A 16,870-nucleotide genomic window follows, 5' to 3' on the forward strand; every position below is an offset into this window, starting at 1 on the left:
TGGGTGGGAGCAGGCTCCCTTGCCGCGGACTGGTGGCGCCCCATGCGCTCTGCGGCGATGAGAAGCGCAAGGCAGCGGGGAAGTCAATCGCGGGCGATGCCTAGCCGGTTTGGCCCGGCAGCAGGCTCTTCGCCACGGTCTCGATGCGCTCGGCCGCGGCGACGAGAGCCGCCGCCGCCTTCTCCTCGACCTCGCCGGCGCGCTGGTCGGCAAAGCCGGCATCGCCCTGCAGCGACTGCAGGCGGCCTTCCAGCGTCTCGACCTTCTTCTTCAATTCGGTGACCTCGTCGGCGACCATCAGCGCGGCCATGACGTGCAGGCGCATATCGCCGATCTCGCCGAAGGCCTGGCGCATCTCCTCGATCTTGCCGTCATAGAGCTGCGCGAGCGCCTCCAGATGCGGCTCCTCGCCCTCGCCGCAGGCCATGCGGTAGGCCTTGCCGGAGATGGTGACGTTGACCTGGGGCATCAGACGTCCTGCTCGGCTTCTTCGTCGGGGCGGGCTTCGACGCGGGCGATCACTTCGGCGAGCGCCGTCATCGCGCGGTCGAGCTTGCGATCGACCTCTTCCGCCACGCCCTGGACCTGGCCGACCCGGGCCATGGCGCCGTCCAATTCGACGGCTAGGCGAGCGCGGTCGTCCTGCATCAGAGTGAGTTCGGTTTCGAGATTGGCCCGGCCACGCTCGACCTCGAGCCGCCTGCGGGCGGCCGCTTCGAGTTGGCCGAGCGCGCCTTCGAGACGCGACAGGGCGTGATCCAGTCCTGGAGACGCCACGCTTCTTCCTCTGCAGGCCGGCGAAAGCCGGCTCATCCGATTCGGAAGCCTAGTTTAACAAATATCGCCGTGGAAAGCGCTTTGGGCATCCCGGGCTTCTGCATGCCATGTCGGCAGTGGATATCCTGCCCGAGCGTAGTTGTTTCAGGGAGAAGCACCGACGTCGGCTTGCATCTGCAAGGCGTGCTCAGGGCGCGTCCGGCGTGATTTCTCCTGCGCTTACAGCAGAGCCTCATGGTCGCGCGCGCTGTGCAGAACACGGACCACAAAGACCAGATCACCATCGACGCGATAGAAGACCTGATAGTTGTCATGCACGCAGCGACGGATGCCCCGCGCCTCGTAACGCGGGACAATCGCGTGGCCGAGCGGGATGTCGGCGAGGCTGGCGCACTTGTCGGTCAACTCTTTGATGAAGCTGTGTGCACGCGACGGATTGTCTCGCGCGATGTAGTCGCCGATCGCGATCAGATCCCGTCTGGCTTCAGACGAAAGCCGGACTTTCATGCGGTCCTGCTTGCAGCCGAGCCATAGCGCCGGGTGAGCTCATCGGTGACGTCCTCGAGCGCATGGGTGCGGCCCGCGTCGATATCGGCCAGGCCGCGTTCGAGAGCTGCGTCCAGCAGTGCAAGGCGCTTTTCCCTCTCCTCGACCAGCCGCACGCCCTCGCGCAACACCTCGCTTTTCGAGCCATAGCGCCCCGATTCGACCAGTTCCGCGACGTAGGCTTCGAGCTGCTTCCCGAGATCCGCGCTGATCATCAATGATGCCTCCGATACCGCTCGTAGCTAGGGTTGATAATAGTTATCAATAAGAGTGCTGCAAGCTTCACCGACCGGGAGCTTCGATAGCACGCGCCGTGCAGGTCTTGCGCACGGGAAAGGGCTTAGGCAGCTGCCGCAGGCGAATTGACTCCGCTTGAGCGGGCGGCCTATCGAACGCGCGACCTTTTCCATCTTCGCTGCTCGCCGCCGGCCGGCTCCGGCACGAGCCCTGTTCCCGCCCCGCCGGAGAGATTCCATGACGACGTCCGCGATCGACCGCGCCCAGCACGAGCGGCTCGCCAACGCCATCCGCTCCCTCGCCATGGACGGCGTCGAGCAGGCCAAGTCCGGCCATCCCGGCCTGCCGATGGGCGCCGCCGACGTCGCCACGGTGCTCTTCACCCGCATCCTGAAATACGATGCGGCCGAGCCGCGCTGGCCCGATCGCGACCGCTTCGTGCTCTCGGCCGGCCATGGCTCGATGCTGATCTACGCGCTGCTCTATCTCACCGGCACGCCCGGCATGGAGCTCGACGATCTCAAGAAGTTCCGTCAGCTCGAGTCGAAGACCCCGGGCCATCCGGAGAACTTCATGACTGCCGGTGTCGAGACCACCACCGGCCCGCTTGGCCAAGGTCTCGCCACTGCGGTCGGCATGGCGATGGCCGAGCGCATGCTCGCCGCCGAGTTCGGCAGGAAGCTGGTCGACCACAAGACCTATGTTCTCGCCTCCGACGGCGACCTGATGGAGGGTATCAGCCAGGAGGCGATCGCGCTCGCCGGCCATCAGAAGCTGAACAAGCTGATCGTGCTCTGGGACGACAACGGCATCTCGATCGACGGGCCGCTCTCGATCTCCGACTCGGTCGACCAGGTCGCGCGCTTCAAGGCCTGCGGCTGGAAGGCCGAGCGCGTCGACGGGCATGATCCCGATGCGATCGAGGCGGCGATCCGCCGCGCCCAGAAGTCGAACAAGCCGACGCTGATCGCCTGCAAGACCGTGATCGGCTTCGGCGCGCCGAAGAAGGCCGGCACCTCCAAGGCGCATGGCGAGCCGCTCGGCGCCGAGGAGCTTGCCGCCGCCAAGAAGGCGCTCGGCATCACCGGCGGGCCGTTCGAGGTCGCGGCCGATGTGCTCAAGGCCTGGCGCGGCTTCGGCGCCACCGGCTTTGCCGAGCGCAAGGACTGGAATGCGCGTCTGGCTGCGCTCTCCGAGCGCAAGCGCGGCGAGTTCGAGCGTCGCCTGAACCATACCGTGCCGCCCAAGCTCGCCAAAGCTCTGGTCGCGCACAAGAAGGCGCTGGCCGTGAGCCCGGTCACCGTCGCGACCCGCAAGGCATCCGAGCTGGCGCTCGACGTGATCGTGCCCGTGATGCCGGAGCTGGTCTCGGGCTCGGCCGACCTGACGCCGTCGAACAACACCCGCGCCAAGGGCTTCGAGGACTTCACGCCGAAGACCCCGAAGGGCCGCTATGTCCGCTACGGCATCCGCGAGCACGGCATGGCCGCGGCGATGAACGGCATTACCTTGCATGGCGGCTTCCGCACCGCCGGCGGCACATTCCTTGTCTTCGCCGACTATGCCCGTCCGTCGATGCGGCTCGCCGCGCTGATGGGGCTGCCGGTCGTCTACGTCATGACCCATGATTCGATCGGCCTCGGCGAGGACGGCCCGACCCATCAGCCGGTCGAGCAGATCGCCAGCTTGCGCGCGATGCCGAACATGCGCGTGCTGCGTCCCGCCGACGCGATCGAGACAGCGGAAGCCTGGCAGATCGCGCTGGAGCGCACGAACGGCCCGACCGTGCTGGCGCTCTCGCGCCAGAACCTGGCTCCGGTCCGCACCGACGCTTCGGCAACGAACCGCTCGGCCAAGGGCGCCTATGAATTGCTGGCGGCCGAAGGAGGCAAGGCGCAGGTCTCGCTCTTCGCCTCGGGCTCCGAGGTCGAGATCGCCGTGGCCGCCCGCAAGCTCTTGGCCGACAAGGGCATTCGCGCCCGCGTCGTCTCGGTCCCTTCGCTCGAAGCGCTGCTGGAGCAGGACGAGGCGACCAAGGCTGCGATCATCGGCGACGCCCCGATCAAGATCGCGGTCGAGGCTGCCGTGCGCTTCGGCTGGGATGGCGTGATCGGCACTGAGGGCGGCTTCGTCGGCATGTCCTCCTTCGGCGCGAGCGCGCCCTACAAGGAGGTCTATAAGCATTTCGGCATCACGCCGGAGGCGGTGGCCGAGGCTGCGATCAAGCGTCACAACGGCTGATCGCCTCAAATTTTTAAGGCCTGCCCTTGCGTTCCGCCTTGGTTTGGCCGATTTGCCCGCGTGAATGACGCCGGCTCTGCCGGCGAATGGCGAAGGAGAGGATTGAGATGACGGTCAAGGTGGCGATCAACGGCTTCGGCCGTATCGGGCGCAACGTTCTGCGCGCGATCATCGAGTCGAAGCGCAAGGACATCGAGGTCGTGGCGATCAACGATCTCGGCCCGGTCGAGACCAACGCCCATCTCTTCCGCTTCGACTCCGTGCACGGCCGCTTCCCCGGCACCGTCACCGTCTCCGGCGACACGATCGATGTCGGCCGCGGCCCGATCAAGGTCACTGCGATCCGCGATCCCAAGGACCTGCCGCACAAGGCGCTCGGTGTCGACATCGCGCTGGAATGCACCGGCATCTTCACCACCCGCGACAAGGCGGCGGCGCATCTGGCGGCCGGCGCCAAGCGCGTGCTGGTCTCTGCCCCCTGCGACGGCGCCGATCTCACGGTGGTCTACGGCGTCAACAACGAAGCCCTGACCAAGGATCACATCGTCGTCTCGAACGCCTCCTGCACGACCAACTGCCTCGCGCCGGTGGTCAAGGTGCTGCATGACGCCGTCGGCATCGACAAGGGCTTCATGACCACGATCCATGCCTATACCGGCGACCAGCCGACGCTGGATACGATGCACAAGGATCTCTACCGCGGTCGCGCCGCCGCGATGTCGATGATCCCGACCTCGACCGGCGCCGCCAAGGCGATCGGCCTCGTCATCCCCGAGCTCAAGGGCCGGCTCGACGGCACCTCGATCCGCGTGCCGACGCCGAACGTCTCGGTCGTCGACTTCAAGTTCATCTCGAAGCGCAAGACCACGGTCGAGAAGATCAACGAGGCCATCATCAAGGCGAGCAAGCGCGGCGCCCTGAAGGGCATTCTCGCCGTCACCGACCAGCCCAACGTCTCGATCGACTTCAACCACGATCCGGCTTCGTCGACCTTCGCGCTCGACCAGACCAAGGTCATGGACGACAAGTTCGTCCGCGTCCTCTCCTGGTACGACAATGAATGGGGCTTCTCGAACCGCATGAGCGACACCGCCGTCGCCATGGCGAAGCTCATCTGACATCCATGATCGCTGCGGCCGCGCCTTCCCGGTGCGGCCGCGCCCATGCCGCCTAGAGCGGGATGCGAAGAAGCGGGAACCGGCTCTTCGCAGAAATCCTGCTCTAAGATATTGGAATCGATCACGTTTATGATTCTGGATCGGTTCGATCCAGAATCATCGTGATCTCGGAACGGACCGCGCAATGAACAAGATCGAGCCGACCGTCGCCACGCCGGCCACGCCCACCGAGGCAGTCATCGTGCCGCCGGCGCCGAGCATGGCCGAGATCGCCGCTGCGCGCGCCACTGAGGCGAAGCCGGCCGAGCCGCTCGTCTCGAGCGACCCGCGCAAGCTCGACCAGCTTTCGCGCATCGAGGACAAGACGGCGCGGATCGAAGAGAAGTTCGCGCGTTACGAGGCGGTGCTGACCCGCGCCGAGGCCTCGCTGGAGCGCAGCGCCCAGAAGGTCGATCTGGCCGCCGGGACGATGGACTTCGCCGGCCTGCGCGAGGAGCTCTCGGCCCTGCGCCAGCGCGTCAACGCCACGCCGCGCTTCGGCGCGCTGCTGCTCACCGGCATCGTCACGGCGGTGCTGACCGTCATCCTGACGGTGATCGTGCTCAAGACCGGCGTCCCCGGCGTGCTGCCGCCGATCCTGCCGCGATGAGCTTCCGCCCGGCCGCCGATCTCGCGGACGGGCACAGCGTCCGCTGGCGGGCGCTGGAAGGCGACGGGCTCGAACATCTGACCTTGCGCGCTGAGGCGAACGGCCTTCGTGCCGATGCCGCCTTGGTCGGCGAGCGCGATGGGAGCCGCTTCGGTGCGCGCTATCGCATCGATTGCGACGTCGATTTCACGGTGCGTTCCTTCGAGGTCGCGACGACCGACGGGCGCCGGCTCTCCATGACCCGGCGCGACGGTGCCTGGCACGACAGCAGGCGCGGCCATCTGCCGGCCTTCGACGCCTGCATCGACATCGATCTTTCCGCCACGCCCTTCACCAACACGCTGCCGATCCGCCGCTGCGCCTGGCAACCCGGCCAGCAACGGCGCATCGCCATGCTGTTCGTGCCGTTCGACAGTTTCGAGCCCTTCGTCACCGAGCAGATCTACACCTGCCTTGCGCCAAGGCTCTTCCGGTTCGAGACGGCCGATGGCAGTTTCACCGCCGAGCTTCCAGTCGACGAGGACGGCCTCGTCATGGATTATCCCTGTCTGTTTCAACGCCTGTAAGAGAGCCCTCCATGCCCGCTTTCCGCACCCTCGACGACGCCGATCTCGCCGGCAAGCGCGTCCTCGTCCGTGTCGATCTCAACGTGCCGATGGAGGAGGGCAGGGTCACCGACACCACCCGCATCGACCGGATACTGTCGACGATCCGCGAGATCGCGCAGAAGGGCGGCAAGGTCATCCTGCTCGCCCATTTCGGCCGGCCGAAGGGGCGTGACGAGAAGAACAGCCTCAGGCAGGTCGTGCCGGCGCTGGCGCATGCGCTCGGCCAGCCGGTGATCTTCGTCGGCGACTGCATCGGCGCCGAGGCGCCGAAGGCGATCGCCGCCGCCAAGAACGGCGAGATCCTGCTGCTGGAGAACACCCGCTTCCACGCCGGCGACGAGACGAATGACCCCGAGTTCGTCAGGGCGCTCGCCGCCAACGGCGATCTCTATGTCAACGACGCCTTCTCGGCCGCCCACCGCGCCCATGCCTCGACGGAAGGGCTGGCGCATCTGCTACCGGCCTATGCCGGCCGCACCATGCAGGCCGAGCTGGAAGCGCTCTCGGCCGGGCTCGACAACCCGGCCCGGCCGGTAATGGCGATCGTCGGCGGCGCCAAGGTCTCGACCAAGCTCGAACTGCTCGGCAACCTCGTCCAGAAGGTCGAGGTGCTCGCCATCGGCGGCGGCATGGCCAACACCTTTCTTGCCGCGCGCGGCGTCAATGTCGGCAAGTCGCTGTGCGAGCACGATCTCGCTGACACCGCCCGCGAGATCGAGGCGAAGGCCAAGGCGGCCGGCTGCGAGATCCTGCTGCCGGTGGATGCGCTGGTTGCGCGCGAGTTCAAGGCCAATCCCGGCCATCGCGTTGTCTCGATCAACGAGGTCGGGCCTGACGAGATGATCCTCGATGCCGGCCCGCTCAGCGTCGCCGAGGTGGTGCTCAAGCTCAACACCGTGAAGACGGTGGTCTGGAACGGGCCGTTCGGCGCTTTCGAGCTGCCGCCCTTCGACACGGCGACTGTCGCGGTGGCGCAGGCGGTGGCGGAGCGCGTCCGCGACGGCAAGCTCGTTGCCGTCGCCGGCGGTGGCGATACGGTCGCGGCGATGAACCATGCCGGCGTCGCCGAGGACCTGACCTACGTCTCGACCGCGGGCGGCGCTTTCCTGGAATGGATGGAAGGCAAGGCGCTGCCAGGCGTCGAGGCGCTCCGGAAGGGCTGAGCGGCGGCGCAGCCTGCGGTTGCGCTGTGCGATGTTTATGCTATGTTCTCGCGCATGAGCGAGAACGTGCAAACGGCCATGTACGAGATCCTGAAGAAAATTCAGGCGCAGCTCTCCGAGCATGACAAGCGCTTCGACGCGGTCGAGAAGCGCTTTGACGATCTCGGTGATCTCGTTCGCAAGCAGCGCCGCGATACGGCTGGCCTGCTGGTCATGGCGAAGTCGATCACCGGCAACTTCGCCGAGGAACTGGCGGTGATCGAGGAGCGCGTCAGGGTTCTGGAAGCGCGCGGGCGCTGATCGCATTCACTTTTTGGCCGCTTTCGCTTTGCGTCCGCCACAGTTCGATTCTAAACCCTCCGGATAAAGCAGAGCCCAACCGGAGGATCATCGTGGCCCGCATCACGCTTCGCCAATTGCTCGACCATGCCGCCGAGAACGACTACGGCGTTCCGGCCTTCAACATCAACAACATGGAGCAGGCGCTCGCGATCATGGCGGCGGCAGACGCGACGGACGCGCCGGTGATCATCCAGGCCTCGCGCGGGGCGCGCTCCTACGCCAATGACATCATGCTCAAGCACATGATGGACGCGGTCACCGAGATCTATCCGCACATTCCGGTCTGCGTCCATCTCGACCATGGCAACGAGCCGGCGACCTGCATGACCGCGATCCAGGCCGGCTTCACCTCGGTGATGATGGACGGCTCGCTCAAGGCCGACGGCAAGACCCCGGGCGACTGGGACTACAATGTCGGCGTGACCAAGACCGTCACCGACATGGCCCATCTCGGCGGCATCTCGGTCGAGGGCGAGCTCGGCGTGCTCGGTTCGCTCGAAAGCGGCGAGGGCGAGAAGGAGGACGGGCACGGCTTCGAGGGCAAGCTCAGCCACGACCAGCTCCTGACCAACCCCGACGAGGCGGTGAAATTCGTCGCCGAGACCAAGGTCGACGCGCTCGCCATCGCCATGGGCACCTCGCACGGCGCCTACAAGTTCACCCGCAAGCCCGACGGCGCGATCCTGGCGATGCATGTCATCGAGGCGATCCACAAGCTGCTGCCGAACACGCATCTCGTCATGCACGGCTCGTCCAGCGTTCCGCAGGACCTGCAGGACGTCATCAACCAGTATGGCGGCAAGATGCCCCAGACCTGGGGCGTGCCGGTCGAGGAGATTCAGCGCGGCATCAAGCACGGCGTGCGCAAGATCAACATCGACACCGACAATCGGATGGCGATGACCGGCCAGATCCGCAAGATCCTGTCGGAGAACCCTGGCGAGTTCGATCCGCGCAAGTACCTGAAGCCGGCGATGGAGGCGATGACCGCCCTCTGCAAGAAGCGGCTGGAGGAGTTCAATACGGCCGGTCAGGCCTCGAAGATCAAGCGCGTCATCACGCTGGCCGACATGGCCAAGCGCTACGCCAAGGGCGAGCTCGATCCGACCTTCGGCGCCAAGAAGGCTGCCTGAAGACAGCATCGGCCGGTACTCCCGGCTTTGCAGAATGCGACGCCCGGCTCAGGCCGGGCGTTTGTCGTTCTGGTCGAGAGGCTTTGGTGCGGAGCACCCGCTCAGGCGGCGCGGTTCTGCTTCGTCAGATTCTCGAACGCCTCGGTCAGAGTCTCGGCCTGGCGCGTGAGCGCCTGGGCGAGACCGAGCATCTCGCCGAAGCCTGCCCCCGCGGCCTGGGCGGATTCGTTGACGCTGGCGATGGTCTGCGCCACCTCCTGCGTGCCCTGCGAGGCGAAGCTGATGCTGCGGGCGATCTCCTGGGTCGCAGCCCGCTGCTCGTCGACGGAGCTCGCGATCGTCAGCGTCGTCTGGTCCATGTCGCCGACGAAGCCGACGATGCTTTCGATCGCCTCGACCGCCTCCTGTGTCGCGGCCTGCATCGCCGGGACCTGAGCCGCGATCTCGTCGGTCGCCTTGGCAGTGCGGGCGGAGAGCTGCTTCACCTCCTGCGCGACCACCGCGAAGCCTCGTCCGGCTTCACCGGCGCGGGCGGCCTCGATGGTGGCGTTGAGGGCGAGCAGATTGGTCTGCGCGGCGATGTCGCGGATCAGGTCGACGATCGAGCCGATCGTCTGCGCCGACTGCGCCAGGCCCTTGACGATCGCCTCGGTCCGCAGCGCCGCGTTGCTGGCATCGTGGGCCTTGGTCGTGGCGCGGGCGACCTCCCCGGAAATCTCGCTGAGCGAGATGGACAGCTCTTCGGTGGCGCTGGCGACGCTGCCGACATTGTCGGAAGCCTCATCGGAAGCCCGGGCTGCGGCGACGGCCTGCAGGCCGGTCTCCCTGACGACGCTGTTCATCGTGTGCGCCGTCGCCTCGACGACGCGGGCGCCACCGGTCACGGCATCGACGACGTCGCGAACCGTGACCTCGAAAGCCGAGATCTCGCGTTGGACATTCTCGCGGCTCTGCCGCTGGATATGCGAATAGGTTTCGAGCAGCAGCTCGAGATCGAGCTGCACCGCCTTGTTCAAAGCGGCACGCAGGGCGATGCGCCGGTTGTACTCCTTGCTCTGCCAGACATGGCTGAGTTTGGCGAGACCGTCGCGCAGCAGGCCAAGCTCGGCGCCGATCGCATTGCCGACGATGGCATGGCAGATCGCGACGGCATGGGCGGGAACGCCATTGTCGTTGAAGGCGCTGGCGAGAGCATGCGCCGATTGCAGGTAGCCATCCTCGAGTTCGCCCGAGACCAGCCTGATCCAGTGCGCGAGCCGGAGTTCATGGACGTCCGGCCGCTGCATCGCCCGCAGGATCTCAGGCCAGGCCTCGAACTGCCCATGCAATTCCGGCAGCAGGGTCGGCAGGCGCCGGCGCGCGAACTCCGCCTGCTGCCGCAGCAGGCCGATATCGGTGGCGTCGATCCGGAAGGTTCGCAGGCGCGCCGTATGCTCGACGATGGCGTTGTTCATGGTGCGCGCTGGGTTCGCTTCCGCTCGATGGTTCCTTTCCGAACCTTGCAGGCAGTTCGCGAAGAAACGCTTAAGCATGGGGCGCAGCGGGCGTAAGCTGGAAAGGCCGCAGCCGCGCTTGCCTCGCGCCGAGCCGGCTGAGTATAAGCCGGCCGGCGCATAAACAGCGGAGATCAGGGCGTATGGCCGGTCATTCACAGTTCAAGAACATCATGCACCGCAAGGGCAAGCAGGACGCGGTGCGCTCCAAGCTGTTCTCGAAGCTGGCCCGTGAAATCACCGTCGCCGCCAAGATGGGCATGCCCGACCCGAACATGAATCCGCGCCTGCGCATGGCCGTGCTGGCGGCGCGGGCCGAGAACATGCCCAAGGACAATATCGAGCGCGCCATCAAGAAGGCGCTCGGCGGCGATAGCGAGAACTATGACGAGGTCCGCTATGAGGGGTACGGCCCCGGCGGCACTGCCGTGATCGTCGAGGCGCTGACCGATAACCGCAACCGCACCGCCTCCGCCGTCCGCTCCTATTTCACCAAGTCCGGCGGAGCGCTGGGCGAGAGCAATTCGGTCTCATTCATGTTCAACCGGGTCGGCGAGATCAGTTATGCGCCGGAAGCCGGCGATGCCGACAGGGTGATGGAAGCGGCGATCGAGGCCGGCGCCGACGATGTGATCTCGGACGAGAACGGCCACACCATCCTGTGCGCCTTCGACGCCCTGAACGAGGTCTCCAAGGCACTGGAGGCTGCGCTCGGCGCGCCGGCCTCGGCGAAGCCCGTCTGGCGGCCGACGACCACGGCGCCGCTCGACGAGGAGAAAGCCGCGTCGATGATGAAGCTGATGGAAGCGCTCGACAATGACGACGACGTCCAGAACGTCTTCGCCAATTTTGAGATCGCCGACGAGGTGATGGCCAAGCTCGGCGGCTGAGTTAGCGTCCGATCAGCACGTCCCAAAGCGGCAAGCTGACGAGCGCGCTCAGGAATATCGTCAGATAGGCGATGCGGCGGAAGGTCTGCTCCGAGGCCAGGCCAAAGGCGTGGGTGCCGAGCCAGAGACCGACGCCATAGATCGCGAAAAGCGGCAGCGCCATCAGCGCCGAGGCGAGCGTGATGATGCCTTTCAGCGCGAGGATCGCGCCGCTGACGAAGGTGCTCAGGCCGATATAGGCCTGCAGGTTGGCGCGGGTCCTGTGCCGGTCGTTGCGCTGGGCGCTGAGCCAGAACACCGCGAGCGGCATGCCGCCGATGCTGGCGAGGCCGTTGCACAGGCCGGACGCCGCGCCGACGCCCAGCGAGAGCGGGATGCCGGGCTTGCCGTGATAGCGCCAGCCCGAGCCCATCAGGGCGACTGCCGCCAGCACGAGCAGCGCCAGGATCCAGCGCATGGTCTGCTGGTCGAGCCAGGTCAGCAGGGCGATGCCGACCGGCAGGGTCAGCGTCGCGGCGATCAGCAGCGGGATGACCTCGCCCCACTCCGCGCGCTTGGCCGCCCTGAACCCGATGGGCAAGGCGAAGGGCATGTCGATCACCCAGATCAGCCCGAGCGCCGCGACGGGGCCGAGCACAGCCGAGGCCAGCGGCATGAACACCATGGCGAAGCCGAAGCCGGTGAAGCCGCGCACCAGCCCGCCGAGAAAGGTCGCGACGACGAGGACGGCGATACCCTGGGTGGTGACGCCTGGAAAGAGCAGGAGAAGGAGATCGGTCATCACGTCGCCGGAGAAGGATTTTCTTTCCTTCACCCAAGACGCGGGGCGATCAACCCCCTTTGCAGTGATGGCAGCGATGAGCGCTGTTCATCGGTGCGCGACGGGCGTTACGCTCGTCACCCGTTGACTTGGACGGTAGGCTAGACGGCGCGCTCGATACCTTACCAAACTGTAATGGAACCCATCATCCTGCGTTCATCTTGGCGGTCCTAGCGTCCCCTCTGCCGCGTGACCTCCCGGAATGTCCCGCCAGGCCGACGCAGCGCCCACCCGGCCCCATAGGGGGATGACGCTCATGACACGCACCAGATACGCGCTTGCCGCTGGCCTTCTCGCACTCAGCGGCGGCTTCATGCTGCAGACATCGTCGCCGGCGCTCGCGCTGTCGATGAAGGAGTGCAGCACCAAGTACAATGCCGCCAAGACCAACAACACGCTCGGCGGGCAGTCGTGGAACGATTTCCGCAAGGCGCAATGCGGCGACGCGGCTGCTCCTGCCGCTGCAACTCCTGCCACGGCGACCACGACCGCTCCGGCCAAGCCGGTTGCCAGTGCGCCCGCTACTCCCGCCAAGCCCGCAGCGGCCCCCACTTCGGCCGGCAACGCCACGTTCCCGAGCAAGGTCGATCCGAAATACTCGACGCTGTCGGCCGGCAAGCAGCGCTTCAAGACCTGCAACGACCAGTACAACGCCAACAAGGCCAATGGCGGCAATGGCGACTTGAAATGGATCCAGAAGGGTGGCGGCTACTACAGCCAGTGCAACACCCGGCTGAAGGGCGCCTGAGCAAGCCGTTCCGCGGTTGCGTCATGCAAGACGGGGTCGGGGCTCGCGCCTCGACCCCTCTCTCGCGGCGACAGGGTGCGTCGGAGCCAGATCGGGAATAGCGTTCGCGCATGTCCGATCCGATTCGCATTCTCGGCCTCGACCCCGGTCTCAGGAAGACTGGCTGGGGTCTCGTCATCAGTGAGGGAACCAAGCTCTCCTTCGTCGCCTGCGGCGTGGTCGAAAGCGACGAGAAGCAGCCCTTGGCCGATCGTCTCAGGCAATTGCACGAGGGCATAACCGAGGTGATCGCGCGGCATCGGCCGCAGGAGGTCGCAGTCGAGGAGACCTTCGTCAACCGCGACCCGCAATCGGCGCTGAAGCTCGGCCAAGCCCGCGGCATCGCTTTGGTCGTGCCGGCGCTGGCCGGGCTCGACGTCGCCGAATACGCCGCCAACCTGGTGAAGAAGACCGTGGTCGGCGTCGGACATGCCGACAAGAAGCAGGTGCAGGCGATGATCCGCGTGCTGCTGCCCAAGGCCGAGACGCGCAGCGCCGATGCGGCAGACGCGCTCGCCGTCGCGATCTGCCATGCGCAACACCGCGGCGCCCGGGCGCTGCTGGCACAGTATCAGCTGCGGAAGGCGTAGAGCTCGGCGTCCGGATCTGCCTTGCCGAGCAGGCCGGCGCGCACGATCTCTGCGCCGATGCGGCTATAGGTGATGCCGTTGCCGCCAAAGCCCATCACGGCCCAGCAATTCCTGAGGTCCGGCATTGGGCCGATGGTCGGCAGGCCGGTTTCGGAGGTTCCGAAGGTGCCGGTCCAGGCATAATCGACCTCGGTCGAGAGCTGGGGCAGCAACTTGCCGAGCTTGCGCTGGAGGTTTTTCGTCTTCTGCTCGATTAGGGCGTCACGCCTGTCCTCATCGACGAAATCCTCATCCTCGCCGCCGCAGATGACGCGGCCGTCGCGCGTGCTGCGCAGATAGAGGTAAGGGTCGGATGCTTCCCAGATGAAGCAGCAATCCGGCCAGAGCCGGCGCTTCTGCGGTTCTGTCGCCAGAGCCCAGGTCGAGAGGACCCGGTGGCCCTTCGGCAGCTTGCCGAAGGGCAGTTCATAGCCGGTCGCGAAAACGAGGTGGCGGCAACGGATATGGTGGCCGTCCTTGGTGCGCAGGCTTACCGAGCGCGGCCTTGCATCGAGGTCGACGATCTCGACCGGCCAGGCGAGACGTGCGCCTCGGGCGAGCGCAGCGCGCAGGAAGCCAGAGGCGAGACGCACAGGGTCGGCTTCGAGATTGTCGTAGCCGAGCAGAGCGGCGGGGCGTTCGATGCCGAAGCTCTCCTTCAGCGCAGCGGCGTCGAGGAGGGCGGTCTCCAGCCCGGCGCGGTTGCGGGCCTCGTGCTCCGGCGCGAGGGCATCGGCATCGAGCGCATTGCCGGCGAGGTAGAGCGAGTCACGGCGGGTGACCGGGGCGATCGACAGCGCCTTGATCCGTGCCGCCAGCCCGTCGACGGCAAGGCGCGAGCGGCGCCAGGCGCGGATCGCGGCCTCCTCGCCGATCTGCCGCGTCAGCTTGGTCAGAGGCTGGTCGATCTCGTATTGGAGCAGAGCGGTGCTCGCCGGCGTCGAGCCGCGGACCGGGCCGCGCCGGTCGACCACCAGCACGTCGAAGCCGGCGGCGCTCAGCGCGTCGGCCTGCATCGCGCCGGAGATGCCGGCGCCGATGACGACGACGTCGCTTTGCGAATCAGATGTGATCTCGTGCCTCGGAAAGCGCGGTGGCCGCTTGCCCTGCCAGACCGAATGGCCGGTCCGCAGATCCCTCGTCTTGGTCAGCACATCGAGCTCCCCGATTTCGCCGGTGGAGAACGCATGATCGCCGCGAATGATCCGGTCTGGCGGCGGGCTGCCGCCATGCTAACAGGAGGCATGATCGGAAAGCTCAAGGGCCTCATCGATTCGTATGGCGAGGACCATGTCATCGTCGACGTGCAGGGCGTCGGCTATGTCGTGCAATGCTCGTCGCGCACGCTGCAGCGCCTGCCCAAGATCGGCGAAGCCGCGGCCCTCTCGATCGAGACGCATGTCCGCGAGGATGCGATCCGGCTCTACGGCTTCATGTCGGACACCGAGCGCGACTGGTTCCGCCTGATGCAGATGGTGCAGGGCGTCGGCGCCAAGGTCGCGCTCGCCATCCTCTCGACGCTCGAGCCCGGCGCGCTGGCGACCGCGATCGCGACCAACGACAAGGCGGCGGTGGCGCGCGCACCCGGCGTCGGGCCCAAGCTCGCCCAGCGCATCTGCGCCGAGCTCAAGGACAAGGCGCCGGCCTTCGGCCATGTCGACCCGGCGCTGGCGCAGCTCTCAGGTGCGCTGGAGGACAAGAGATTGCCGCAGCCGGTGGCGGACGCCGTCTCGGCGCTGACCAATCTCGGCTATCCTCAGGCGCAAGCGGTGGCAGCGGTCGCGGCTGCCTCGCGCGAGGCGGGTGAGGGGGCCGGCACGGCCCAGCTGATCCGGCTCGGCCTGAAGGAGTTGGCGAAATGAGCAAGGGACCGACGGTGATCTTCCGGGAGATCGCCGACAAGTCGGCCTTTCTCGCGCTGATGATGCGGCACTGGGGCTCGCATCGCATGATGATCGGCTCGAAGCTTTATGACTGCGCCGAACTGCCCCTGATCGGCATGTTCACCGCCGAGGGCGAATTGCTGGCGGTGGCGAGTTGGGCCCGCGACGGCGACATTGCAGTGCTCTGCGCGCTGCATTCGCTGAAACCGGGGGAGGGCGCGGCCTCGCGCATGCTCGAAGCGGTCAAGTCGGCGGCCAAGGCGGCCGGCGCACGCAAACTCCGGGCGATGCTGACCAATGACAACATGCCGGCGCTGGTGTTCTACCAGAAGCACGGCTTCCGCTTCTCCGGGCTCTATATCGAGGCGATCGACGCCTATCGCGCGATGGTTCCGACGATCATCAAGACCGGCTACCAGGACATCCCGGTGCATGATGCGCTGGAGCTGGAGATTGAGCTGTGAGTGAGCCGAAGCGGCCCGGCCTGATGACGGCGGACAAGCGAGACGACGACAGCGAAGCCTCGCTGCGGCCGCTCTCGCTCGCCGACTTTACCGGCCAGGCGGCGGCACGGGCGAACCTGCAGGTCTTCATCAACGCCGCCCGCACGCGTGGCGATGCGCTCGACCACGTCCTGTTCGTCGGCCCACCCGGCCTGGGCAAGACGACGCTGGCGCAGATCGTGGCGCGCGAGCTCGGCGTCAGTTTCCGCTCGACCTCGGGGCCGGTGATCGCCAAGGCCGGCGACCTTGCGGCGCAACTGACCAATCTCGAAGAGCGCGACGTGCTCTTCATCGACGAGATCCACCGCCTCAACCCGGCGGTGGAGGAGATCCTCTATCCGGCGATGGAGGACTACCAGCTCGACCTGATCATCGGCGAGGGGCCGGCGGCGCGCTCGGTCAAGATCGACCTGCCGAAGTTCACGCTGGTCGGCGCCACCACCCGCGCCGGCTTGCTGACGACGCCGCTGCGCGACCGCTTCGGCATCCCGATCCGCCTGCAGTTCTACACGGTCGAGGAATTGCAGGGCATCGTTGCGCGCGGGGCGCGGGTGCTCGGCGTGCCGATGTCGGATGACGGCGCCAACGAGATCGCCAAGCGCTCGCGCGGGACGCCGCGTATCGCCGGGCGCCTGCTGCGGCGGGTGCGCGACTTCGCTATCGTCGACGGCGACGCGATCGTCACCCGCAAGGTCGCAGACAAGGCGCTCGGTCTGCTCGATGTCGACGCCATCGGCCTCGACCAGATGGATCGGCGCTATCTGACGACGGTCGCGATCAATTTCGGTGGCGGCCCGGTCGGGATCGAGACCATTGCCGCCTCGCTCTCCGAGCCGCGCGACGCCATCGAGGAGATCATCGAGCCCTTCCTGCTGCAGCAGGGCTTCATCCAGCGCACGCCGCGCGGCCGCCTGCTGACGCCGCACGCCTTCCGGCATCTCGGCATGCCGGAGCCAAGCCGCGAAGGCGCGCAGTTCGGGCTGTTCGGCAGCGAGGACGAGGACTGACGACCGATGCGCGGTCCCGCATTTGGATGATGCGGTATCCGCTT

20 protein-coding genes are annotated in these 16,870 nt (G+C 66.6%); 13 read left to right on the forward strand and 7 right to left on the reverse strand.

Annotation, left to right across the window (positions count from 1 at the left end):
* Window positions 1–100: 100 nt before the first annotated feature.
* The 4 genes from ACQKLX_RS08890 to ACQKLX_RS08905 form a co-directional block, all read right to left on the reverse strand.
* Window positions 101–469, reverse strand: coding sequence for a cell division protein ZapA (locus tag ACQKLX_RS08890; RefSeq protein ID WP_427361223.1), 369 nt, complete (start codon window positions 467–469; stop codon window positions 101–103).
* A complete protein-coding gene (locus tag ACQKLX_RS08895) occupies window positions 469–777 on the reverse strand; it encodes a DUF4164 domain-containing protein (RefSeq protein WP_427361224.1) in 309 nt (102 codons plus the stop codon). Before ACQKLX_RS08895 ends, ACQKLX_RS08890 begins: the two co-directional genes overlap by 1 nt.
* 219 nt (window positions 778–996) lie before the next feature.
* Window positions 997–1,284 (reverse strand): type II toxin-antitoxin system RelE/ParE family toxin, encoded by a 288-nt coding sequence (locus ACQKLX_RS08900; protein WP_427361225.1) that lies wholly within the window; start codon window positions 1,282–1,284, stop codon window positions 997–999.
* Window positions 1,281–1,538, reverse strand: a complete 258-nt coding sequence (locus tag ACQKLX_RS08905) for a type II toxin-antitoxin system ParD family antitoxin (RefSeq protein WP_427361226.1) — start codon at window positions 1,536–1,538, stop codon at window positions 1,281–1,283. The genes ACQKLX_RS08900 and ACQKLX_RS08905 overlap by 4 nt, the downstream gene beginning before the upstream one ends.
* A gap of 259 nt (window positions 1,539–1,797) precedes the next feature.
* On the opposite strand from ACQKLX_RS08905, the gene tkt reads away from it, so the two are divergent.
* The 7 genes from tkt (at window position 1,798) to fba (ending at window position 8,814) form a co-directional block, all read left to right on the forward strand.
* Window positions 1,798–3,801 (forward strand): transketolase, encoded by a 2,004-nt coding sequence (gene tkt, locus ACQKLX_RS08910; protein ID WP_427361227.1) that lies wholly within the window; start codon window positions 1,798–1,800, stop codon window positions 3,799–3,801.
* A 107-nt stretch (window positions 3,802–3,908) separates the two neighbouring features.
* The gene (gene gap / locus ACQKLX_RS08915) at window positions 3,909–4,919 is read left to right on the forward strand and encodes a type I glyceraldehyde-3-phosphate dehydrogenase (protein ID WP_427361228.1); all 1,011 of its coding nucleotides are present in this window, start codon (window positions 3,909–3,911) and stop codon (window positions 4,917–4,919) included.
* Between the two features lie 184 nt (window positions 4,920–5,103).
* Window positions 5,104–5,568, forward strand: coding sequence for a hypothetical protein (locus ACQKLX_RS08920; RefSeq protein ID WP_427361229.1), 465 nt, complete (start codon window positions 5,104–5,106; stop codon window positions 5,566–5,568).
* On the forward strand, window positions 5,565–6,134 hold the full coding sequence (locus tag ACQKLX_RS08925; RefSeq protein WP_427361230.1) for a putative glycolipid-binding domain-containing protein: 570 nt from the start codon (window positions 5,565–5,567) through the stop codon (window positions 6,132–6,134). The genes ACQKLX_RS08920 and ACQKLX_RS08925 overlap by 4 nt, the downstream gene beginning before the upstream one ends.
* Window positions 6,135–6,145: 11 nt before the next feature.
* On the forward strand, window positions 6,146–7,339 hold the full coding sequence (locus ACQKLX_RS08930; RefSeq protein WP_427361231.1) for a phosphoglycerate kinase: 1,194 nt from the start codon (window positions 6,146–6,148) through the stop codon (window positions 7,337–7,339).
* A gap of 54 nt (window positions 7,340–7,393) precedes the next feature.
* Window positions 7,394–7,639, forward strand: a complete 246-nt coding sequence (locus ACQKLX_RS08935) for a hypothetical protein (protein ID WP_427361232.1) — start codon at window positions 7,394–7,396, stop codon at window positions 7,637–7,639.
* A gap of 92 nt (window positions 7,640–7,731) precedes the next feature.
* Complete coding sequence (fba, locus tag ACQKLX_RS08940) at window positions 7,732–8,814, forward strand: class II fructose-bisphosphate aldolase (protein ID WP_137879971.1); 1,083 nt, start codon at window positions 7,732–7,734, stop codon at window positions 8,812–8,814.
* A 101-nt stretch (window positions 8,815–8,915) separates the two neighbouring features.
* Here the strand turns inward: fba and ACQKLX_RS08945 are convergent, their stop codons facing one another.
* Complete coding sequence (locus tag ACQKLX_RS08945; RefSeq protein WP_427361233.1) at window positions 8,916–10,268, reverse strand: methyl-accepting chemotaxis protein; 1,353 nt, start codon at window positions 10,266–10,268, stop codon at window positions 8,916–8,918.
* 182 nt (window positions 10,269–10,450) lie between these two features.
* Here ACQKLX_RS08945 and ACQKLX_RS08950 point away from each other — a divergent pair, with 182 nt between their 5' ends.
* Window positions 10,451–11,197 carry a YebC/PmpR family DNA-binding transcriptional regulator gene (locus tag ACQKLX_RS08950; RefSeq protein WP_427361234.1) on the forward strand — a complete coding sequence of 249 codons (747 nt, stop codon included), beginning with the start codon at window positions 10,451–10,453 and terminating at the stop codon, window positions 11,195–11,197.
* Between the two features lies 1 nt (window position 11,198).
* Here ACQKLX_RS08950 and ACQKLX_RS08955 read toward each other — a convergent pair whose 3' ends face one another.
* Window positions 11,199–11,978 carry a sulfite exporter TauE/SafE family protein gene (locus ACQKLX_RS08955; protein ID WP_427361235.1) on the reverse strand — a complete coding sequence of 260 codons (780 nt, stop codon included), beginning with the start codon at window positions 11,976–11,978 and terminating at the stop codon, window positions 11,199–11,201.
* 295 nt (window positions 11,979–12,273) lie between these two features.
* Between ACQKLX_RS08955 and ACQKLX_RS08960 the strand changes: the two genes are divergently transcribed.
* On the forward strand, window positions 12,274–12,765 hold the full coding sequence (locus ACQKLX_RS08960; protein ID WP_427361236.1) for a hypothetical protein: 492 nt from the start codon (window positions 12,274–12,276) through the stop codon (window positions 12,763–12,765).
* A 110-nt stretch (window positions 12,766–12,875) separates the two neighbouring features.
* A complete protein-coding gene (ruvC, locus tag ACQKLX_RS08965) occupies window positions 12,876–13,394 on the forward strand; it encodes a crossover junction endodeoxyribonuclease RuvC (protein ID WP_427361237.1) in 519 nt (172 codons plus the stop codon).
* Here the strand turns inward: ruvC and ACQKLX_RS08970 are convergent.
* Window positions 13,376–14,587 (reverse strand): NAD(P)/FAD-dependent oxidoreductase, encoded by a 1,212-nt coding sequence (locus tag ACQKLX_RS08970; RefSeq protein WP_427361238.1) that lies wholly within the window; start codon window positions 14,585–14,587, stop codon window positions 13,376–13,378. The genes ruvC and ACQKLX_RS08970 overlap by 19 nt on opposite strands.
* A 90-nt stretch (window positions 14,588–14,677) precedes the next feature.
* Here ACQKLX_RS08970 and ruvA point away from each other — a divergent pair, with 90 nt between their 5' ends.
* From ruvA to ruvB, 3 genes are read left to right on the forward strand one after another with little or no spacing between them, the layout of a single operon-like run.
* Entirely contained in the window at window positions 14,678–15,295 is a 618-nt protein-coding gene (gene ruvA, locus ACQKLX_RS08975; protein ID WP_427361411.1) for a Holliday junction branch migration protein RuvA, read from the forward strand.
* A complete protein-coding gene (locus ACQKLX_RS08980; protein ID WP_427361239.1) occupies window positions 15,292–15,780 on the forward strand; it encodes a GNAT family N-acetyltransferase in 489 nt (162 codons plus the stop codon). The genes ruvA and ACQKLX_RS08980 overlap by 4 nt, the downstream gene beginning before the upstream one ends.
* Window positions 15,781–15,803: 23 nt before the next feature.
* Entirely contained in the window at window positions 15,804–16,826 is a 1,023-nt protein-coding gene (ruvB, locus tag ACQKLX_RS08985) for a Holliday junction branch migration DNA helicase RuvB (RefSeq protein ID WP_427361412.1), read from the forward strand.
* The last annotated feature ends 44 nt before the right edge of the window (window positions 16,827–16,870 follow it).

This window comes from Allobosea sp. NPDC003192 (genome assembly GCF_050275675.1).
GTDB lineage: Bacteria > Pseudomonadota > Alphaproteobacteria > Rhizobiales > Beijerinckiaceae > Allobosea.

Excerpts from the sequence above, each read along its gene's own strand:
- ACQKLX_RS08890 (WP_427361223.1), bottom strand. The coding sequence starts at position 469 with ATGCCCCAGGTCAACGTCACCATCTCCGGCAAGGCCTACCGCATGGCC.
- ACQKLX_RS08900 (WP_427361225.1), bottom strand. The coding sequence starts at position 1,284 with ATGAAAGTCCGGCTTTCGTCTGAAGCCAGACGGGATCTGATCGCGATC.
- ACQKLX_RS08905 (WP_427361226.1), bottom strand. The coding sequence starts at position 1,538 with ATGATCAGCGCGGATCTCGGGAAGCAGCTCGAAGCCTACGTCGCGGAA.
- tkt (WP_427361227.1), top strand. The coding sequence starts at position 1,798 with ATGACGACGTCCGCGATCGACCGCGCCCAGCACGAGCGGCTCGCCAAC.
- gap (WP_427361228.1), top strand. The coding sequence starts at position 3,909 with ATGACGGTCAAGGTGGCGATCAACGGCTTCGGCCGTATCGGGCGCAAC.
- ACQKLX_RS08920 (WP_427361229.1), top strand. The coding sequence starts at position 5,104 with ATGAACAAGATCGAGCCGACCGTCGCCACGCCGGCCACGCCCACCGAG.
- ACQKLX_RS08925 (WP_427361230.1), top strand. The coding sequence starts at position 5,565 with ATGAGCTTCCGCCCGGCCGCCGATCTCGCGGACGGGCACAGCGTCCGC.
- ACQKLX_RS08930 (WP_427361231.1), top strand. The coding sequence starts at position 6,146 with ATGCCCGCTTTCCGCACCCTCGACGACGCCGATCTCGCCGGCAAGCGC.
- ACQKLX_RS08935 (WP_427361232.1), top strand. The coding sequence starts at position 7,394 with ATGAGCGAGAACGTGCAAACGGCCATGTACGAGATCCTGAAGAAAATT.
- ACQKLX_RS08945 (WP_427361233.1), bottom strand. The coding sequence starts at position 10,268 with ATGAACAACGCCATCGTCGAGCATACGGCGCGCCTGCGAACCTTCCGG.
- ACQKLX_RS08950 (WP_427361234.1), top strand. The coding sequence starts at position 10,451 with ATGGCCGGTCATTCACAGTTCAAGAACATCATGCACCGCAAGGGCAAG.
- ACQKLX_RS08955 (WP_427361235.1), bottom strand. The coding sequence starts at position 11,978 with ATGACCGATCTCCTTCTCCTGCTCTTTCCAGGCGTCACCACCCAGGGT.
- ACQKLX_RS08960 (WP_427361236.1), top strand. The coding sequence starts at position 12,274 with ATGACACGCACCAGATACGCGCTTGCCGCTGGCCTTCTCGCACTCAGC.
- ruvC (WP_427361237.1), top strand. The coding sequence starts at position 12,876 with ATGTCCGATCCGATTCGCATTCTCGGCCTCGACCCCGGTCTCAGGAAG.
- ruvA (WP_427361411.1), top strand. The coding sequence starts at position 14,678 with ATGATCGGAAAGCTCAAGGGCCTCATCGATTCGTATGGCGAGGACCAT.
- ACQKLX_RS08980 (WP_427361239.1), top strand. The coding sequence starts at position 15,292 with ATGAGCAAGGGACCGACGGTGATCTTCCGGGAGATCGCCGACAAGTCG.
- ruvB (WP_427361412.1), top strand. The coding sequence starts at position 15,804 with ATGACGGCGGACAAGCGAGACGACGACAGCGAAGCCTCGCTGCGGCCG.